Annotated in this window: 16 protein-coding genes; 1 reads left to right on the top strand and 15 read right to left on the bottom strand. The window is 34.9% G+C overall.

Annotation, left to right across the window (positions count from 1 at the left end):
* Positions 1-3: 3 nt before the first annotated feature.
* From purF to ATN92_RS07200, 9 genes are all read right to left on the bottom strand, one after another.
* Complete coding sequence (gene purF / locus ATN92_RS07240) at positions 4-1,410, bottom strand: amidophosphoribosyltransferase (RefSeq protein WP_056950504.1); 1,407 nt, start codon at positions 1,408-1,410, stop codon at positions 4-6.
* Positions 1,395-3,605 carry a phosphoribosylformylglycinamidine synthase subunit PurL gene (purL, locus tag ATN92_RS07235; RefSeq protein WP_056950507.1) on the bottom strand — a complete coding sequence of 737 codons (2,211 nt, stop codon included), beginning with the start codon at positions 3,603-3,605 and terminating at the stop codon, positions 1,395-1,397. Before purL ends, purF begins: the two co-directional genes overlap by 16 nt.
* Entirely contained in the window at positions 3,605-4,276 is a 672-nt protein-coding gene (gene purQ, locus ATN92_RS07230) for a phosphoribosylformylglycinamidine synthase subunit PurQ (RefSeq protein WP_056950510.1), read from the bottom strand. The genes purL and purQ overlap by 1 nt, the downstream gene beginning before the upstream one ends.
* Positions 4,276-4,524 (bottom strand): phosphoribosylformylglycinamidine synthase subunit PurS, encoded by a 249-nt coding sequence (gene purS, locus ATN92_RS07225; RefSeq protein WP_056950513.1) that lies wholly within the window; start codon positions 4,522-4,524, stop codon positions 4,276-4,278. Before purS ends, purQ begins: the two co-directional genes overlap by 1 nt.
* Positions 4,525-4,530: 6 nt before the next feature.
* The gene (purC, locus tag ATN92_RS07220; RefSeq protein ID WP_056950516.1) at positions 4,531-5,238 is read right to left on the bottom strand and encodes a phosphoribosylaminoimidazolesuccinocarboxamide synthase; all 708 of its coding nucleotides are present in this window, start codon (positions 5,236-5,238) and stop codon (positions 4,531-4,533) included.
* Positions 5,239-5,241: 3 nt separating this feature from the next.
* Positions 5,242-6,372: a 5-(carboxyamino)imidazole ribonucleotide synthase gene (gene purK, locus ATN92_RS07215; protein ID WP_056950519.1), complete on the bottom strand. Its 1,131-nt coding sequence runs from the start codon at positions 6,370-6,372 to the stop codon at positions 5,242-5,244.
* Positions 6,365-6,850 carry a 5-(carboxyamino)imidazole ribonucleotide mutase gene (gene purE, locus ATN92_RS07210; protein ID WP_056950523.1) on the bottom strand — a complete coding sequence of 162 codons (486 nt, stop codon included), beginning with the start codon at positions 6,848-6,850 and terminating at the stop codon, positions 6,365-6,367. Before purE ends, purK begins: the two co-directional genes overlap by 8 nt.
* Before the next feature lie 281 nt (positions 6,851-7,131).
* Positions 7,132-8,382 (bottom strand): ISL3 family transposase, encoded by a 1,251-nt coding sequence (locus ATN92_RS07205; RefSeq protein ID WP_056950777.1) that lies wholly within the window; start codon positions 8,380-8,382, stop codon positions 7,132-7,134.
* Positions 8,383-8,512: 130 nt separating this feature from the next.
* Positions 8,513-9,673 carry a PTS sugar transporter subunit IIC gene (locus ATN92_RS07200; protein WP_087721275.1) on the bottom strand — a complete coding sequence of 387 codons (1,161 nt, stop codon included), beginning with the start codon at positions 9,671-9,673 and terminating at the stop codon, positions 8,513-8,515.
* A 248-nt stretch (positions 9,674-9,921) separates the two neighbouring features.
* Between ATN92_RS07200 and ATN92_RS07195 the strand changes: the two genes are divergently transcribed.
* Positions 9,922-10,863 (top strand): DUF1002 domain-containing protein, encoded by a 942-nt coding sequence (locus ATN92_RS07195; protein WP_056954695.1) that lies wholly within the window; start codon positions 9,922-9,924, stop codon positions 10,861-10,863.
* A 51-nt stretch (positions 10,864-10,914) separates the two neighbouring features.
* Here the strand turns inward: ATN92_RS07195 and ATN92_RS07190 are convergent, their stop codons facing one another.
* The 6 genes from ATN92_RS07190 to ATN92_RS07165 form a co-directional block, all read right to left on the bottom strand.
* Positions 10,915-12,579 carry a glycoside hydrolase family 13 protein gene (locus tag ATN92_RS07190; RefSeq protein ID WP_056954697.1) on the bottom strand — a complete coding sequence of 555 codons (1,665 nt, stop codon included), beginning with the start codon at positions 12,577-12,579 and terminating at the stop codon, positions 10,915-10,917.
* Positions 12,579-13,406, bottom strand: a complete 828-nt coding sequence (locus ATN92_RS07185; RefSeq protein WP_056954699.1) for a PTS system mannose/fructose/sorbose family transporter subunit IID — start codon at positions 13,404-13,406, stop codon at positions 12,579-12,581. The genes ATN92_RS07190 and ATN92_RS07185 overlap by 1 nt, the downstream gene beginning before the upstream one ends.
* A gap of 19 nt (positions 13,407-13,425) precedes the next feature.
* A complete protein-coding gene (locus ATN92_RS07180; RefSeq protein WP_056954700.1) occupies positions 13,426-14,250 on the bottom strand; it encodes a PTS mannose/fructose/sorbose/N-acetylgalactosamine transporter subunit IIC in 825 nt (274 codons plus the stop codon).
* Between the two features lie 27 nt (positions 14,251-14,277).
* Complete coding sequence (locus ATN92_RS07175) at positions 14,278-14,769, bottom strand: PTS sugar transporter subunit IIB (protein ID WP_056954701.1); 492 nt, start codon at positions 14,767-14,769, stop codon at positions 14,278-14,280.
* A 12-nt stretch (positions 14,770-14,781) separates the two neighbouring features.
* A complete protein-coding gene (locus ATN92_RS07170) occupies positions 14,782-15,207 on the bottom strand; it encodes a PTS sugar transporter subunit IIA (protein ID WP_056954703.1) in 426 nt (141 codons plus the stop codon).
* Positions 15,208-15,329: 122 nt separating this feature from the next.
* Positions 15,330-17,894, bottom strand: coding sequence for a sigma 54-interacting transcriptional regulator (locus ATN92_RS07165; RefSeq protein WP_056954705.1), 2,565 nt, complete (start codon positions 17,892-17,894; stop codon positions 15,330-15,332).
* Positions 17,895-18,001: the final 107 nt, after the last annotated feature.

Raw genomic sequence — 18,001 nt, 5'->3', positions numbered from 1 at the left:
TCCTTATTTTTTAGATTCGTAATCGTATAAGTAGGTTGGATAATCACCATTGAAATACGACATATCTAAACCTGAATATGGTGCATCAGCGTTTAATCCAATGGCATCAATCAATCCATCTTCACTCAAGAAACGCAATGAATCAGAACCGAAAATTTGGTTCATTTCTTCAATGCTCTTATGAGCTGCAATTAATTCACTTTTTTCTTGAATATCAATTCCATAGAAACATGGATGCATGAATCTTGGTGAAGCAATTCGTAAATGAACTTCCGTTGCACCCGCATCCCTTAACAACTGCACAATATAAGCACAGGTTGTTCCACGAACAATTGAATCATCTACTAAAATGACGCGGCGACCTTTAACAACACCTTTAACAGCAGCCAATTTTTGACGAACACTTTTCTCACGCAATTCTTGTGTAGGTTGAATGAATTCTCGACCCATATATTGATTCTTGATCAAGCCCATTTCATAAGGTAAACCACTGGCCTCGGCGTAACCACTAGCGGCTGATAAAGATGAATTAGGAACACCAACTACGATATCGCCTGGTGCAGGATACTCTTGAGCTAAATTGGCCCCCATACGTTTTCTAGCCGAATGAACATTAATTCCAAGAATATCGGAATCAGGACGAGCAAAGTAGACAAATTCCATTGAACAGATGGCTAATTGTGTTTTAGTTGTCCAATGATCGATTTTCATTCCTTCGTCAGAAATTGTAATCAGTTCACCTGGTTGCACGTCACGAACAAAAGTTGCTCCAACTGCATCTAGAGCACAGGTTTCACTGGCAACTACGTATCCACCATCTTCCAACTTTCCAATTGATAGCGGACGGAAGCCATGAGAATCTAGGGCCAATATCAAGGCATCCTTAGTTAAAAGTAGATAAGCAAAGCCACCTTGAATTTTGTTCAATGCTTCAACCATACGATCACGGAAGGTTTCTTGTGTTGATTGCTTGATCAAATGTACCAACACTTCTGAATCAGAACTTGATTTAAAAATGTGACCTTGGCGTTCTAATTCTTTTTTCAAAGTAATCGCATTAGTTAAGTTACCGTTGTGAGCTAACGCTAATTGACTATCAGTGAAATCAAAAAGTAGTGGTTGAACATTCTCAATCTTATTTTCACCAGCAGTAGAGTAACGCACATGTCCGATAGCCGACTCGCCGACTAAGTTGTTTAAATATTCTGGTTTGGAAAAAACTTGTGTCAACAATCCTAAATTACGATAAGTACGCAATTTTTTACCATCATTGGCGACAATTCCTGCACCTTCTTGACCACGGTGTTGCAAACTGTGGAGTCCTAAATAAGTTAGGTAATTAGCATTCTTAGCTCCCCAAACACCAAAAACACCACATTCTTCGTTTAAACTTTTTACTTCATCAAGCACGCAATCGCCTCTTTCCAGTTATTCAATGCTTTCTTTCCATCGATTGAAACTGTTTCATCTTTAGTTGTGACTTTGAAAATAGAATCTGCTGTAACTTGACCTAAACAATGGAAATCTCGTAAAACTAGATTTTCAAAATTAGTTTTATCTTCTGGTTTAACAGTTACTAAGAAACGTGATTGTGTTTCTGAGAACATTTGAGCAGAAGTTAAATTAGTTTCAATTTCAAAACCTAATTGTCTGTCAAAAGCTGCTTCTGACAAGGCTACTGCTAAACCACCTTCACTCAAATCATGACAACTGGCAACTAGCCCTTGATTAATAGCTTGACGTACTAAATCTTGATGAAGTTTTTCTTCATTCAGATCCAATGGTCGTAAGCCACCTTTTATAATTCCAGTTTGTTGCAATTGGATCTCTGAACCATTGAAATCATCAAATGTATTACCAAGTAAATAAATCAGGTCTCCAGCTTTTTTAAAGGAAGCTGTAGTAACTTTTTTCATATCATCAATCAAACCAACCATCCCGATCATAGGACTAGGATAAATTGCTTCATCGTTGTATTCGTTATAGAGTGACACATTACCAGAAATTACTGGCGTATTGATTTTTTCACAGGCACTGGCAATTCCTTCTACACTCTTATCTAATTCCCAGAAAACTTCAGGATTCTCAGGATTACCATAATTCAAGCAGTCAGTCACACCAATAGGTTCTCCACCACTTGCAACAATATTACGTGCAGCTTCCATAACTGTGATTTGTCCACCAACATATGGATCTAAATAAACATATTTAGAATTACTATCGTTGGTCATCGCGATAGCCTTTTTTGTACCTCTGATACGAGTTACCCCTGCATCACTACCGGGTTGAACCAATGTATCTGCTTTAACTTGTGAATCATAAGTTTGATAGAAATGTTTTTTACTAGCAATATTAGGTTGCTTCAAAAGCCTTTGCCATGTATCTGTTAGCGAATCAATTTCTGGCACAAAGTGATAATCACGATACTCTGCAATACGTGCCGGTTCAACTTCTGGACGATCATACTCAGGTACATCCTCAGTCAAACTACGAACAGGAATATCAGTTACTAGCTCATCATGATGATAAATTTTATATTGTTTGTCCTCAGTTACTTCACCAATCACGACAGCATCTAATTCAAAGTTCTTAAAGAAGGCTAGAACGTTATCCTTAAATTGTGGTTTCACACAGAGAACCATTCGTTCTTGTGATTCAGACAACATCATTTCATAAGCTGACATTTCTGTTTCACGTTGTGGAACATTGTCTAAATTCAAAATCAAACCACTATCGGCTTTAGAAGCCATCTCTGCGGTAGATGATACTAATCCAGCAGCACCCATATCTTGAATTCCCAGAATCCAATTAGGATGTTTTTCAATAATTTCAACACAAGCATCCATCAATAACTTTTCAATAAAAGGATTTCCCACTTGAACCGCTGAACGCTGTTTATTTTTAGTATCCGTGAATTCATCTGAAGCAAATGTTGCACCATGAATCCCATCACGACCGGTTTTAGCACCAACATAAACAATCAAATTACCCTTACCACTAGCTGTACCATGTTTAAAATCAGTCTTATTCAATAGACCAACACACATAGCGTTAACTAAAGGATTATTTTCGTAACAATCTTCAAAAGATATTTCGCCACCAACAGTTGGTAACCCAATGCAGTTTCCGTAACCACCAATACCGGCCACTACTTCATTGACTAAATGTTTAGTTTGACCATTCTTTAATGGACCAAATTTCAAACTGTTCAACAACGCAAAAGGCTGAGCTCCCATTGAAAAAATATCTCTGATGATACCTCCAACACCAGTAGCCGCCCCCTGATAAGGTTCAACCGCTGACGGATGATTGTGACTTTCGGCCTTGAAAACAACCGCCTGACCATCGCCGATATCCAAAATACCAGCATCCTCACCTGGACCAGCCAACACGCGGTCACTCTTGTTAGGCATCTTTCGTAAAACTTTTTTGGAATTCTTATAAGAACAGTGTTCACTCCACATAACTGAATACAATCCAGTTTCTGTGTAATTAGGAAGTCGATTCAAAATCTTTTCACAGATCAATTCGTATTCTGAATCACTCAATCCCCATTGTCGATATAACTTTGAATCCTGAATTTGCTTAGCAGTAGGTTCAGTCATTAATTATTCACCCTTACTTGATTGATTATTGATTGGAATAGCTTAAGCCCATCAGAAGAACCTACGATATCTTCCAAAGCACGTTCCGGATGAGGCATCATCCCTAAAACATTTCCTTGTCGATTCATCACACCGGCAATTTGATCAACACTTCCATTAATATTTTCGTCATAGCGGAAAACAATTTGATTATTAGCCTTTAATTCCATTAAAGTTTGATCATCACAGTAATATCTACCTTCGCCGTGTGCAACTGGTATACGAATCTTTTCGTTTTTAGCATACTGATTGGTAAACATTGTTTGGTCATTCATCACTTGCAACGTAACCGTCTCGCAGATAAAACGACTCTTTTCATTCTGAATTAGAGCACCAGGCAACAAATGTAATTCAGTTAAAATTTGGAATCCATTGCAGATACCTAAAACGAATTTTCCTTCATTGGCAAAACGAACAATTTCACTAATTATTGGAGCGTGGACAGCAATTGCGCCACTTCTCAAGTAATCGCCATAAGAAAAACCGCCTGGAATTAAAACACCATCAAATCCTTCTAAACTAGTTTTGCGATAATCAACTAGTTCTACGTCTTCTTTAATACCTTCTTTAATGGCATAGTACAGATCCATATCACAATTGGAACCCGGAAAATTAACAACGGCAAACTTCATTATTCAGCCTCCAAGATCTCATAGCGATATGTTTCGATATTAGGGTTAGTTAATAAATTGTCACAAATCGCATCAATATCCTTTTCTAATTCAGGATAATCCTCAAAATTCAATTCGAAATACTTTCCCATATGGACAGCGGATACCTTGTCATAATCCATAGTTTGAATAGCAGATTTAATCGCCTCACCTTGGGCATCTAGAACAGAGGGTTTGAGTGTTACGTAAACTTTAACTAATTTCATCATTTGCTCCTATCGTGTTGTCAATCTTTCTAAAACTGAGTGGTACGTCTTAACCAAATCACCTTCATGCTTACGGAAAACATCTTTATCCATTGAATGATGACTTGTTTTATCCCAGAGACGACAGTTATCTGGTGAAAATTCATCTACTAAAATAATTTCGTTATTAACTTTTCCAAATTCCAATTTGAAATCAACTAAATCAAAATCACTTTGGGCAAAAAACGGAATCAACAATTGATTGATTTCTAGTGTCATTTGTTTAATCGTGGCTATTTCTTCTTTGTCCGCAATATGCAATGCATGAATCTGTGATTCATTGATAAAAGGATCATCTAAGGCATCACTCTTGTAATAGAATTCGATGATTGGTTCTCTCAATTCCAAACCATCTTCAAGATGGAACTTACGTACAAAACTACCTGAACCGATATTTCTTAAAACTACCTCTAACGGAAATACTTCACTCTTTTGAACTAATTGTTCATGATCTGATAAGTTTTCAATTAAATGAGTTTTAACACCATTTTTGATCAAATAATCAAATATCAAAGTAGAGATGCGGCAATTTAGTACACCTTTACCAGGTAATACTTCTTTCTTTTTACCGTTAAAGGCTGTGGCTTGATCCTTATAGACCATCAAGAGTTCATTCTCTTTATTTGTTTTATAAACGTTCTTAGCTTTACCTTCATAAAGTAAATTATCTTCAGTCATGATTTACACATCCCAAATCGAATTTTTTTCAATTGAATTCTTTGTTTCTCGCAAATCATCACTCAAAATCGTAATGTGACCCATTTTGCGATTGTTCTTACTCTCGGCTTTACCATAATCATGGAAATACCATTCAACATGTTTTGATAAAGCTTCCTTAGCTGGTTGTAAATGCTGTCCTAACAGGTTAACCATGACCGCCGGTTGTAAAAGTCGAACTTTGGGCATGGCCAAATTGCAAACTCCGCGGATATGAGCATCGAATTGAGAAATATTACACGACTCAATTGTCAGATGTCCTGAATTATGTGGACGTGGAGCAATTTCATTAACAAAGACTTCATCAGTGGTAGAAATAAAGAATTCAATGCACATAGTACCGACTAACTCTAAATTTTGAGCTAATTTTTCACCAATTTGATAAATTTCATTTTCAGTCTCTGTACTAATCAATGCTGGACAACTACTTAAGTGCAAAATATTATGACGATGAATATTTTCAATAACTGGGAAAATAGAAGTTTGTTGAGAACTATTACCTGAAACAATAATTGAAACTTCCTTTTTCAAAGCTATTTTCTTTTCAACGATACAAGTCCCATGCATCAATAATTCTTCAATATCGGCGTAACAAACATTTTCAGGATCTTCGACCAGAATTTGCCCTTTACCGTCATAGCCACCACGAGTCGTCTTTACAATTACTGGAGCCCCTAATTTTTCAACGGCACGATGATATTCAAAAATGTTATTGATAACAACATGTGGAACTGCTGAAAACCCATTTTCTTCGATAAAATTCTTTTCAGAAACGCGATCTTGAGTAATCGTCAATGCCTTAGTGCCTTGAGGCACTTCTGTATATTTCTTCACTTCATTGATCGTTTCAGCGTCAACATTCTCAAACTCATAAGTCAAAACATCACAACGTTTGGCCAATTCAATCAATTGAGCTAAGTCGTCATACTCAGCAACAATCTGATCATCAGAAACCTGTGCCGCCGGGCAATTGGGTGTGGGATCAAGAATAATAACTTTATAACCCATTTCTTTTGCTGAAAAAGACATCATCTGTCCAAGTTGACCACCACCGATAATACCGATAGTTGCACCTGGTAAAATTGTTTTAGTCAAGATCTTTCCCACTTTCTAATGATTTGTCATGCATGGCTTTAGTGTAGCCATCCAAAGAAAGTTCATAATCATGATTTTCTAAGGCGCAAATCTTTGTTGCCATGATAGCTGCGTTCTTAGCCCCAGCTTCGCCAATAGAAACTGTTGCTACCGGAACACCTGCTGGCATTTGGACAATTGACAATAAAGAATCCATCCCTTTTAAGTATCTGGATGGTACTGGAACACCGATAACTGGCAAGCTAGTTGATGAAGCAATCATTCCTGGCAAGTGAGCAGCGCCCCCCGCACCTGCTACTATCACTTTAAAATCATTGGAACGTGCCGATTTTGCAAAATCCAGCATCTCTTGAGGAGTTCTATGTGCTGAGATCACTTTGACTTCATAACTGACCTGCAACTCTTTCAAAGCATCGATTGTGTTTTGCATAACTTGCAAATCCGAAACTGATCCCATAACTACTGCTACATCACTCATTGGTTTTCCACCTTTCTGTCTTTGGTAACCAAATTCTATCAAGTTATGAAAATTCTTTCAATACAAAACACGTATTTAATTCATTTATTTTTGTTTATTATTCGTATTTACCGTTTTCATTTAGATTATTTTAGATATTATTAATATCATAGTTCGTAAATAATGAACATTTGATTTTTTAGATAAAAAATAGGCGATACACATATTAAAATGGCTCTTTGTCAAATCGTATTGATGAATAGTTTTTGTATAGAAGGCAACCTCATGTAGGTTGTCTTTTTTTATGCGCAAATGAGTCTTATTCTCTTAAGAAAATGGTCAAGATTTCTGAAGCCATAACTGATATGTTTGAGTTTTTTTATCTTTCCAATGGTCCCTTCAAGAGGACCATTGGAGTACGGCATTGTGCAACTATTCTTTACATAATTTAAATTCTTACGTAACGTTGAAATAGATGTATCCATAGCGGTATTATTCTTTTTATATCCATAGATGGTTTCTTTGAGTAATGATATATCGTGTTCATGTATCGCTTTCTGAATACCTTGATAAATATCATAAGTATTTTTAAAAACTGGTAGATTGTCAGTGGCTATATCAATAACGTTTCGCGTTGTAGTATATTCGTTGATTCCAAAAATATATTTTACTTTCTTGTCGTCTACATCTGCCTCAGGCAGATGATAGAGACGCCAATTAGACTTAAGTGCTTTATACAAACGGGAATGTTTATCATTTATTTTTTTAAGACAACTGATTCTAACTTGATCCAATGCCCGGCTACATAGCTGAACTATATGAAATCTATCAACTATTATTTGAGCATTGGGAAAAATTCTATGAATGACCGACTGATAATTAGCATTCAAATCAATAGAGACAGTCTTAACGGCTTGCCGTTCTGACAAGCTATAGTTATTTATAAAGTGTTCAATAACTGTTTTAGAGAGTCGATCATGAATCAGCTCAATTAGATGATGTGTTTGTGCATCAATAGCTATAAAAGTAAATATACCGTTAACTGAACGAAATTCATCAAAACACAGGTTTTTTGGAAGACAATCACATCTATTTGGTAATTTGGTATTGTCATATAAGACTCTGCTTACTGTATTTACTGATACTCCGATGATCTTAGCTATTGATGTTAAAGTAAAGGATTCCTTTGCCATAACGAATATTCTGTTTTGAACTTGTTTAGTCATAGTATGATTTTTGATTAATAAATCACTGTGGGCACCGCAGGTGCCACCACAGTTCTTACAAATATAACGTTGTTTATTGAGCATCAAATGATACTCAATACCGTTAAAACTGGCTAATCTAGCATTAGTTTTTCTTTTTCCATTTTTGACTAATGAATTTAAACCACATTGTGGACATCGATACAGTTTATAAGTTAAATCAGCGTTTACGATCTTTATATGCTTTATAACGCCACGATTTTTAATCGTAGCGTCCTTGACTGAAACATTACTTATATTATTGTCTTTTATATCGAGTGCACATAGTATAGAATTGTCTTGGGACATTATTGTTTTCTCCATGTTTGATTGGGTTTGGTCGCTTAAATCTTAACATGAGAACAGTGATGTTCTTTTTTTATTTTCTAGAGATTAAAAAACTGGTATTGATTATTCATCAATACCAGAAAGTATAGAACTAAACTAACTCGACGGCTGACCAAACAGCAGCACGCCAATCCCAACCAGTTGCCATTAGTGGTCCGATAATTGGAGGCATTGTCCAAGGTACCATTGCTACTGGCGCATTCATTAATCCTAAATGAATCAAAAGATAACTACCTGTAGCTAAGATCAATGGAATTACGATAAATGGAATCATCGTCAAAGGATTCATAACAATAGGAAATCCGAAAATAACTGGTTCATTGATTTCAAACAAAGCACCTGGGAATGCTACTCGTCCAAGATCACGATAAGTTTTACTCTTTGAGAATAACATCAAAACAACCAAAGTAATTGTGGCACCAGTACCACCAACGTTAACCATTAAACTAGAAAATCCAGCGGCTGTGGCATAAGGAAGTGGTTGATGATGTGCAAAGGCAGTTCCGTTAGCAGCTAAGAATTGTAAGAAAATTGGATCAGCAATTCCCTCTAAAGTCATATCACCATGAATACCACAAACCCAAAGCAAACTTACCAAGAATGTGTAAACCAAAATACCTGGCAAAGTATTCATTGCGAATAGTAATGGATGGAAAATTGATTGAATAACCAAATTAATATCAATATGTAGTGGCATACGGATAAACCAGAATAGAACTAAGATAACGAAACCTGGTAATAATGAAACAAATGAATTCGAGACAGCTGTTGGTACACCATCAGGTAATTTGATAATAATATTTTTCTTAATAAAGAAGTTAAAAATTGTAACTGATATCATAGCAGTAATAATTGCGGTAAATAATCCAGATGATGAAAAATTATTAGTATCTAATTTGAACTTATCATTAAACGAAACGATGACAAAAGCCATAGTTGAAAGTCCAGCACCGGAAATAGGATCAACTCCCAATTCCTTAGATAACTCATATCCAATCCCAATTGCAGCTAATAATGAAATAATTCCAAATGATCCATTAACGGCTACACCAATCATATTCATATATGGTTTGATGAAATTAGCCCATGCAGTAATTGGTATATTCCCAACAATTAGGAATACACTACCACTGATAATAGCTGGTAATGTCAAGACTAACCCATTACGTATGGAAACTAGATATTTATTGTTTCCGACTTTTGACATCGGTGGCATGATTTTATTTTGAAGCCAATCCATAAAGTTTTTCAAAAGCCTGTACCCCTCTTTCTGCCGTAAAATAGTTTTACAACAAGAAAAGTATATTCTTGTAAGCGCTATTATTCAATAGGTATATACCATTTTTACTAAATCATTGACATATTGTCAAAAAACTATTCATTTTTATTAATTTATTCGCCAATATATTAATATATTCATACAGACATTCAAGAATTTTTCTCATCTTCTCGAATTCTTCATACATATTTGGTTTAATAGAGTTTAAGGAGGATAAAACCTTGAAAAAGTTAAATATCATTTTATTAGGACTAGTTTCTCTAATCACAGTTGGGATTTTCTCAACTCAGACTGTCAAAGCGGACGATCTAAGTGATCAACCCGTAATGACTTTGGGAACTTCGTTAACATCAAGTCAGCGTCAAGGAACAATCGATGCCCTTTCTTCACAAGTTAGTGGAGATTACAAAACTATCACCGTTACTGGCGATACTTTAGTGAAATATCTCAACCCTAGTGGTAGTAATTTCACAAGTAACAGTGGTGTTTGGTCATCAGCCTTGATTCAAAAGACTTCATCCGGTTCTGGTATTAATGTCAAAATCGTTGATTATAATGGAAAGAACAATATTACTACCATTACAGCCGACCAATATCGTAATGCTGCCGTAACTGCCGGTATCAGCGATGCCAACATCTATGTAACATCAGCTACACCAATTGATGGTTCTGGTGCTTTAGCCGGAATCTACGCCGCTTATGCAAATAGTGGTGATACCTTGAATCAAAGCCAAGTTAACGCTGCGCAAAAGGAAATGAATGTCTTAAGTAATATTACCGATGCGAATAAAGGTACTGATGGATATTCTGATAAACAATTGAACAATGCCGTTGCCGGTATGAAATCTGATTTGGCAAACAAAGGTGACAATATTACTGTTAACCAAATCACAACAATCGTTAATAACAACTTACAAAAGAATAATCTTCAAAACATCATCAACGATACTCAAAAACAACAAATCATCAACTTGATGGTACAAATCAGAGATTCTGGTGCTTTGAAGAATTCAAACTTTAAACAACAAGCTCAAAAATTAAGTAGCGATATCATGAGTAAAGCTAAAAATATTTTCAATAACTTAAATACTCAAGAGAATCGTAACTTCTTACAAAGAATTTGGGACAGTATCGTTTCATTTTTCAGTGGTTTGTTTAAATAATCTGTAATACGCAAAGAACTCGTACGTAATTTGATAACGTACGAGTTCTTTTTATTTCTTCAAAATTCTAGCTTCATATGGTCCGAGGATTTCTCCATTTTTACCATCATAATTAGTTATAACTGTTTTAAAATCAACATATTTATTCAATGTCTCTACTTTTTGCGTCTCACTAGATAGATTAGCAATCACAAGCCATTGCTTATCGTCCAGTGTTCTAGTGTACATAAAAATATTTTTATCATCTGGCAATAGCAATTCAAAAGTACCATCTTTTAAAATTGGTTCTTCATGCCGTAATTTAATTAGTTCCTGATAATATTTGAATACCGATTTATCAGATCTTAAATCATTAGAAACATTCAGTTCCTTGTAGTTAGGATTTAACTTAAACCATGGTTTTCCTTTAGTAAACCCAGCATTCTTACTGTCATCCCATTGCATAGGAGTACGGGCATTATCACGACTAATCTTTCTAGCAGCTTTCAAAAAATCGACATCGTTAATAGTTTTTTCTTGTTTTACCAGTTTGTCGTAGTTAGTTTTTAACTCTATATCCTCATAATCTTCTAGTTCAAAATGAGGATTAGTCATCCCTATTTCTTCACCTTGATAAACAAAGGGTGTACCTTTCAATCCATGCAATACCGTTGCAAAAGCAGTCGCTGATTCATAACGATACTTAGTATCATTTCCCCATCTAGAAGGCGTCCTAGCACGGTCATGATTCTCAAAGTAAAGTGCATTCCAACCATGGCCGTCTAGCGTGTTCTGCCAGTTGGATAGAGTCTTTTTAAGTTGAACAATATCAACAGGTTGAATTGCCCATCTACCATTTACATCCCCCGGTTTACGATCCACATGCATATGTTCAAAGGTAAATACCATATTTAATTCTTCACGATCAGGTTCAACTAATAATCTAGCATCTTTACTCTTACTATCCGGGGCTTCACCAACACTCATCATGGAAAATGGTTTAAACACTTCTTGATTCATTTCATGAATGAATTCATGCATTCTTGGTCCGTTATTTTGATTGCCAACAACATATTGTAAATTATGTGGATTAGGATTATTGGGAAAATCCTGATTTTTAGAAATAGAAGTAATAACATCCATTCTCCATCCATCAACTCCATGAGCTTTCCAGTATCTCATAACGTCATAAATAGCTTGTCTAACTTTGGGATTTTCCCAATTAAGATCCGGTTGCTGCTTACCATAGTAATGAAGATAATATTGCTTACGATTACTATCATAAGTCCAAGCTGAACCACCAAAGTTAGATCCCCAATTGTTAGGTTCACTACCATCTTCTTTAGGATCTCTCCAAATATAAAAATCACTAAAGTAATTATCTTTTGATTTACGACTTTCTTCAAACCAAACTGATTTATCAGAAGTATGGTTGGCCACCATATCCATAATAATTTTAATATTCTTAGAGTGCGCATCCTGCATTAGTTTTTCCAAGTCAGAGTTATCTCCAAACATTGGATCAATCTTTCGGTAATCGGCTATGTCATAACCATTATCAATTTGTGGTGATAAATAGCATGGACTTATCCACAAAGCATCAACGCCTAATTCTTTTAGATAATCTAGTTTACTGTCAATTCCTTTCAAATCACCAATGCCATCATCATTAGTGTCAAAAAAACTCTTAGGATATACTTGATAAATTACCGCGTTCTTCCACCATTCTTTATTCATTAAACAACACCTACTAATGCTAATAAGATTGAAATAACAATTGTGCCAAGAATTAACCAATTAATTGAAACGTTCTTTTTCTTTAATAACCAGAAACATAATAGTGTAATTGCTAAAGGTAAAATACCTATGAAAATTTGATTCAACATTTGTTGTGACTTAAGAATAGTTTTGCCACCAACAACCATATTCCATTTCAAATCGAATTTAACCATGTTGCTAGTCATAGCACCAACCATCATCAAACCAACAATACTTGCGGCTTTTGTCAAAATATTGATTAGGCCCTTTTCATACAATTCACCGATATAATTTGATCCCAATGTATATCCAAGTTGACCACCATACCAACGAACTAGTTGTACAGGAATGTTGAATAATAGCAAGAAAATAATTGGCGCAGCAATATTACCATTCTTAGCCAAACTAATTGCAATACCTGCGGCAATTACTCTCAAAACACCCCAGAAAATAGAATCCCCAATTCCTGCCAAAGGTCCCATCAAACTGGTTTTAATGGCATTAATAGATTCAGCATTGAAATCATCACTTTCACTATTTTGCTTTTCCATGGAAGCTGTAACTCCCATGACGAAGGGAGCCATAGCTAGATTAGTATTGAAGTATGACATCTGACGAACCATAGCTTCTTTTTTATCTTGTTCTTTCTTGTAGAACTTATTAATGAATGGCAGCATTGAATATTCGAAACCTGAAGCTCCTTGCTTAGCAGGAGTAACGGCTGAATATAAGGTAAATGAGCGCCAATACATTTGTCTCATTAGTTTCTTTTCATCTTTTGACATATCTTTCGATAATTTACTCATAATATCCTTCTCCTAATCATTAACTAAAGAAATCATCATTTTCCTGTTCATCTTTTGTTTCAGTAGTAGTTGTATTTGTGGTAGCAGGTCTTGCTGCAACCTTTTCTACAAGTCCATGCAATTGATAGTCTCTTTGTGCAACTAAGATGGCAATAATAGCTCCCATAACAGCTACAGCAATAAGTGGCATCTTCAAATATGCAACGATTAAGAATCCTAAGAAATAAAAGGCTGAAATATTCTTATCCCAAAGAATCTTCATTAACATTGCCATACCAACGGCTGGTAATACATTACCGGCAACCGTCAATCCATGAACAATAATAGTAGGAATCATCTTTAAAACTCTTTGTGTAGCTTCTGAACCAAATAACATTGCAAAGAATGGAATCAATGAATAGAGGAACCATTGCAAAGCCCACAATCCAAAGTGCAACCTGACTATTCCTTTTTGATTTCCTTTTTCGGCCATACTATCGAACTTACTTGCAAATGGACCGACAACAGCAACATAAATCAAAGTTTTAATTTGTAATCCAATAATACCTAAAGGAATTGCAAGTGGTAGTGCAACTCCCAAACCACCATGCATCATAATGGCGAAAGCCACGGCTAAGGCACTAGCAAGTCCTGGTTCAGCGGCACTAGCACCACCAATATTAACGATACCCATAAAAATAGTTTCAAGAGATGCACCGATCATCAAACCAGTTTTTACATCTCCCAATAATAAACCGACCAATGGTCCAATAACGATTGGTCTTCCTAGCATTGAAAAACCTAATAATTCCTGACCACCTACGGTTAGAAAAACAACTATGGCAACTGCAAATGCTTCATACATGTCTATTTCTCCTCATCTGTGATAATTTTATAGATTCATTTTCTTGATAAAATCAGTAGCTTTTTCTTTTTTATCTGTTGGTAGATTCTGTAATGCTGTTTCAGGATAGATTTCAACTAACTTCTTCAAAGATTCGATTTCTGGTTTAGTTAACATTACAAATTGTGTCAAAGTTGTCTTAGGATCGGTTGATGCCTTACCAACGTTACCTAAATTGACATATTGAATATCGGAAACCTTTTCGGCCAATTTTTCAGCATCTCCGACAGTTCTAACTAAAACAAATAATTTCATATTTTGTGCACGTGGATCATTCAATAATTCAATAGCACTATCAACTGTTTTAATAATCACTTTAATACCTGATGGAACAGCCATCTTCAAAGCCATTTGTTGTGTCTCATCACCAGCTGTGGCATCGTTGGCAACAACAATCCCATCAATACTCATTTCCTTTGACCAAACCATTGCGATTTGTCCGTGAATTAATCTTTCATCAACTCTCATAATTTTAATCATTATTATTTCCTCCTAATTGAAAAAATCCTCATCATCATTTTTTGAATCATTATTATTTAATTCGACAGTTCCTAAGCTATTTCTGCCAACTTCTACAAGTTTCTTAATATATGTTGCGTTTACGTCCTCTTTGGATAAAATTGCTTCAATTACAACTGGTAAATTAAATCCATAAATAATAAAGACGTTCTTATTATTTTGTGCTTTGACAGTCAATCTTTGATTAACACTGCCACCCATTAAATCTGTAAAAATAATTACTTTATCATCATCTGCGAATGTATCGAATAATTTATCAATAGTTTCATTCAAATCATCATTCTTTTTTGTATATGCCGAAATGTAACTGACATTGTCATTATGTCCGGCGAAAAGTTCAATTGTGTTCTTCATGCCTTCGGCCATGCTGCCATGTGAGGCAACGACTATTTTTTTCATCTCATTACCCTCCTCACTTTTATATAAGCAAGTTACGTGCCAACTTTTATAAAAGCCGTTAAATAAAGCTTTTTAATTGTAAAAAAAATAAGTGCTTAATTTTGATTAAGCACTTACCCTGTTTAAATATAAAAATGTAATAGCTGATACATCAACGATATCTCATAATCGTTAACCTGAAAATTGTACTTTAATTCGATACCCTTAAATATCGTTTTAGAAACAGAATAAAATTCTTTTTCCTTATCTCCTTCAAATGAAACGCTTGGATTCTCCTGTTTACGAGAATTTACTAGCATTCGCTCAATCATCAATGACAAATGCATATACAGATTCAATTTGGTTTTACCATCCAAAGAAATATCATAATATTCTTGGTATCTCTGGGTAATAAGTTGAACCTCATCAATAACAACATCTGGATTAAGGAATTGTAATCGATCTTTTATGCCTTCAATTGTAAAGAATTTTAGCATCTTATTCATCAATGCTTCAATATTAGGCTTTTGTTCTCCCGAATTAATCAACAACTTTTCAAATCTAGCATAGCCATCTTTCTCCATAATGTCGTAAATATTAATGATATCAATGTCTAGATTCGTATCAATATCAGTTGTCGTCACAACAAATTTAGTTTTATCAAAGAATTTTTGTTCATGATTCTCTAAAGTCTGTTTCAAATCCTTATAGTCCATCGTTATAATTTCGAACTTATTGGACAAGCTTTCTAGCATCATCCGCTTGATTTCTTCTGACAGACCCACACCTGACATACAGGAAACTACAATATTAGAATTATCGGAAAGCCCTTCATAATATTGAGTACCACAAGCCTCACCAAATTTATTAGCTGCTCGAGTAATTTCTTTAAATCCGTCATTACGTTGAATTCTTATTCCAACATCAAGAGCTGTTGCCGTTGTAACATTATTAATAACCAGCAATTCGCAATTAGAGTACTTTTTAATTTCCGAGAACATCTGCGTCAAAGAACCCATATCAAACAGCACAAAAATCCCTTTATGATCTCGATCCTTTTGTTGTCTAATATACTTTTGCACGTAGTTATTAATCTCATGAATGGAAATATCGATTGGCATATCAAATGCCTCAAAAATATAATTACCACACAAGTTATTAACCACGCTTTGAATACTTGTAGCAGTGCTATCTCCATGTGCCAAAATAATTCCTGTATATTGGATACTCTCAATTTGATTAATTTTATCTTTAAATAATAAAACTAACCAAGGTATATTGAACTCTTCAAAATCCTTATCTTCACTAATTCCTTTTAACAATTGTTTATAAACATACATAGTCCGTGGATAGAGTTCTTCAAAATCACTATTAAGTTCGGTCATATTAACCTTTTCGTAATCTGTAAAGTAATACAATGACAAGCCAAAACTAATCTGCTTAATATCTGCATCTGATAACTGCAGTTTAAGTCCATATCGTTTATTTAATATCGATTCAATTCCTATCTTTAACTTATAACTAATGGACTGAATCAAGTTTGTATCCATTAAATAATCAAGCTTCTTTAAGAATTTCATCAACAATAAAATTTGATTAGAAATTGTATCCTTTTTAGACGTTGATTTCTTCAAGGCCAAGTGCAATTGATTAATCAAATCTATTTCATTATCAATTGATTCAGTACGATCATTAATGTCAGTGTCTTTATCAATAACTATGTAATTGTCCTTTTCCGAAGAAGAACCTATATGAATATCTTTACCCTGATAATTTTCTGTATATGCTGAAGCACACAACAATTTAACCTCATTTTGCATAGCTCCAACATTACCCGAAGCATCGTTTTTCGTTAACTCTTCAATTACCTTATTAGTTATATAAAAACGACGATCAATCCTCACGGCTTCTTCCTTGAAAGCATTCGTAATCAACGCTAATCTTTCAGTCAGTGGACGATCTTTAAATGCTGGTAAAGAAACATGCAATGGAACTCTTCGAACAAAGGTCTTCAAAAGAAAATTATCCAAATCCTCTGTTGTAGCAAATATAAAACGAACATTTACCTTATGAGCGTTCTCATTCTCACCTAAAGGATAAAACTTGCCTAAATCTAATAGGGAAAACAACTTCTCTTGGCTTTCCTTAGGTAGCCTATGTACCTCATCTAAGAAGAAATAACCATTATCAGCCTGATCAATTAATCCAAGCGTATCTTCATTTGCCCCAGTAAAAGCTCCCTTTTTATATCCAAATAGAACTGAGGAAAGTAATTCCGGATTGTTAGCATAATCTGCAGCATTTAATGTCACAAATTTAGCATCGTCGGAAATAACCTTCATTTTTTTAGCTTCATTATAAATATCTTTGGCTAAAAAGCTTTTACCGACACCACTAGGTCCAGTAATAATTAAAGGAAAACCATTGGGAGGATAAACTATTGATTCCTGACACTTTTTGACAATGTCCTTTAAACTTCCAGAATGACCAATCAAATTTTGAAAAGGAGCATCATCTTTAGCAATCTTCCATAATACTGGTCTACCACTCTTCTTAGTTAATTTTCCTTCCTTATAAAGTTGAGACAAATAGATACTAATGACATTTCTACTTAGTCCTGCCGCATCGGCAATGGTCTTAGTATCAGTCCATTCATCTCCATATTCCTCTTGAATCACCTTATATACTTTATCTACTGATTTTGTCATTGTTCACCTTTTAAGCACTATAAAAATAATTAAGCACTGTTTTCAATCATGCAAGTGCTTACTTTTAGTTTAATCTTTTATCTTTAATTAAGCACTTATATTTATCT

This window comes from Companilactobacillus bobalius, from assembly GCF_009764355.1.
The sequence above is the reverse complement of the archived record's forward strand: the minus strand, read 5'-3'. Positions and strand labels throughout refer to the sequence as shown.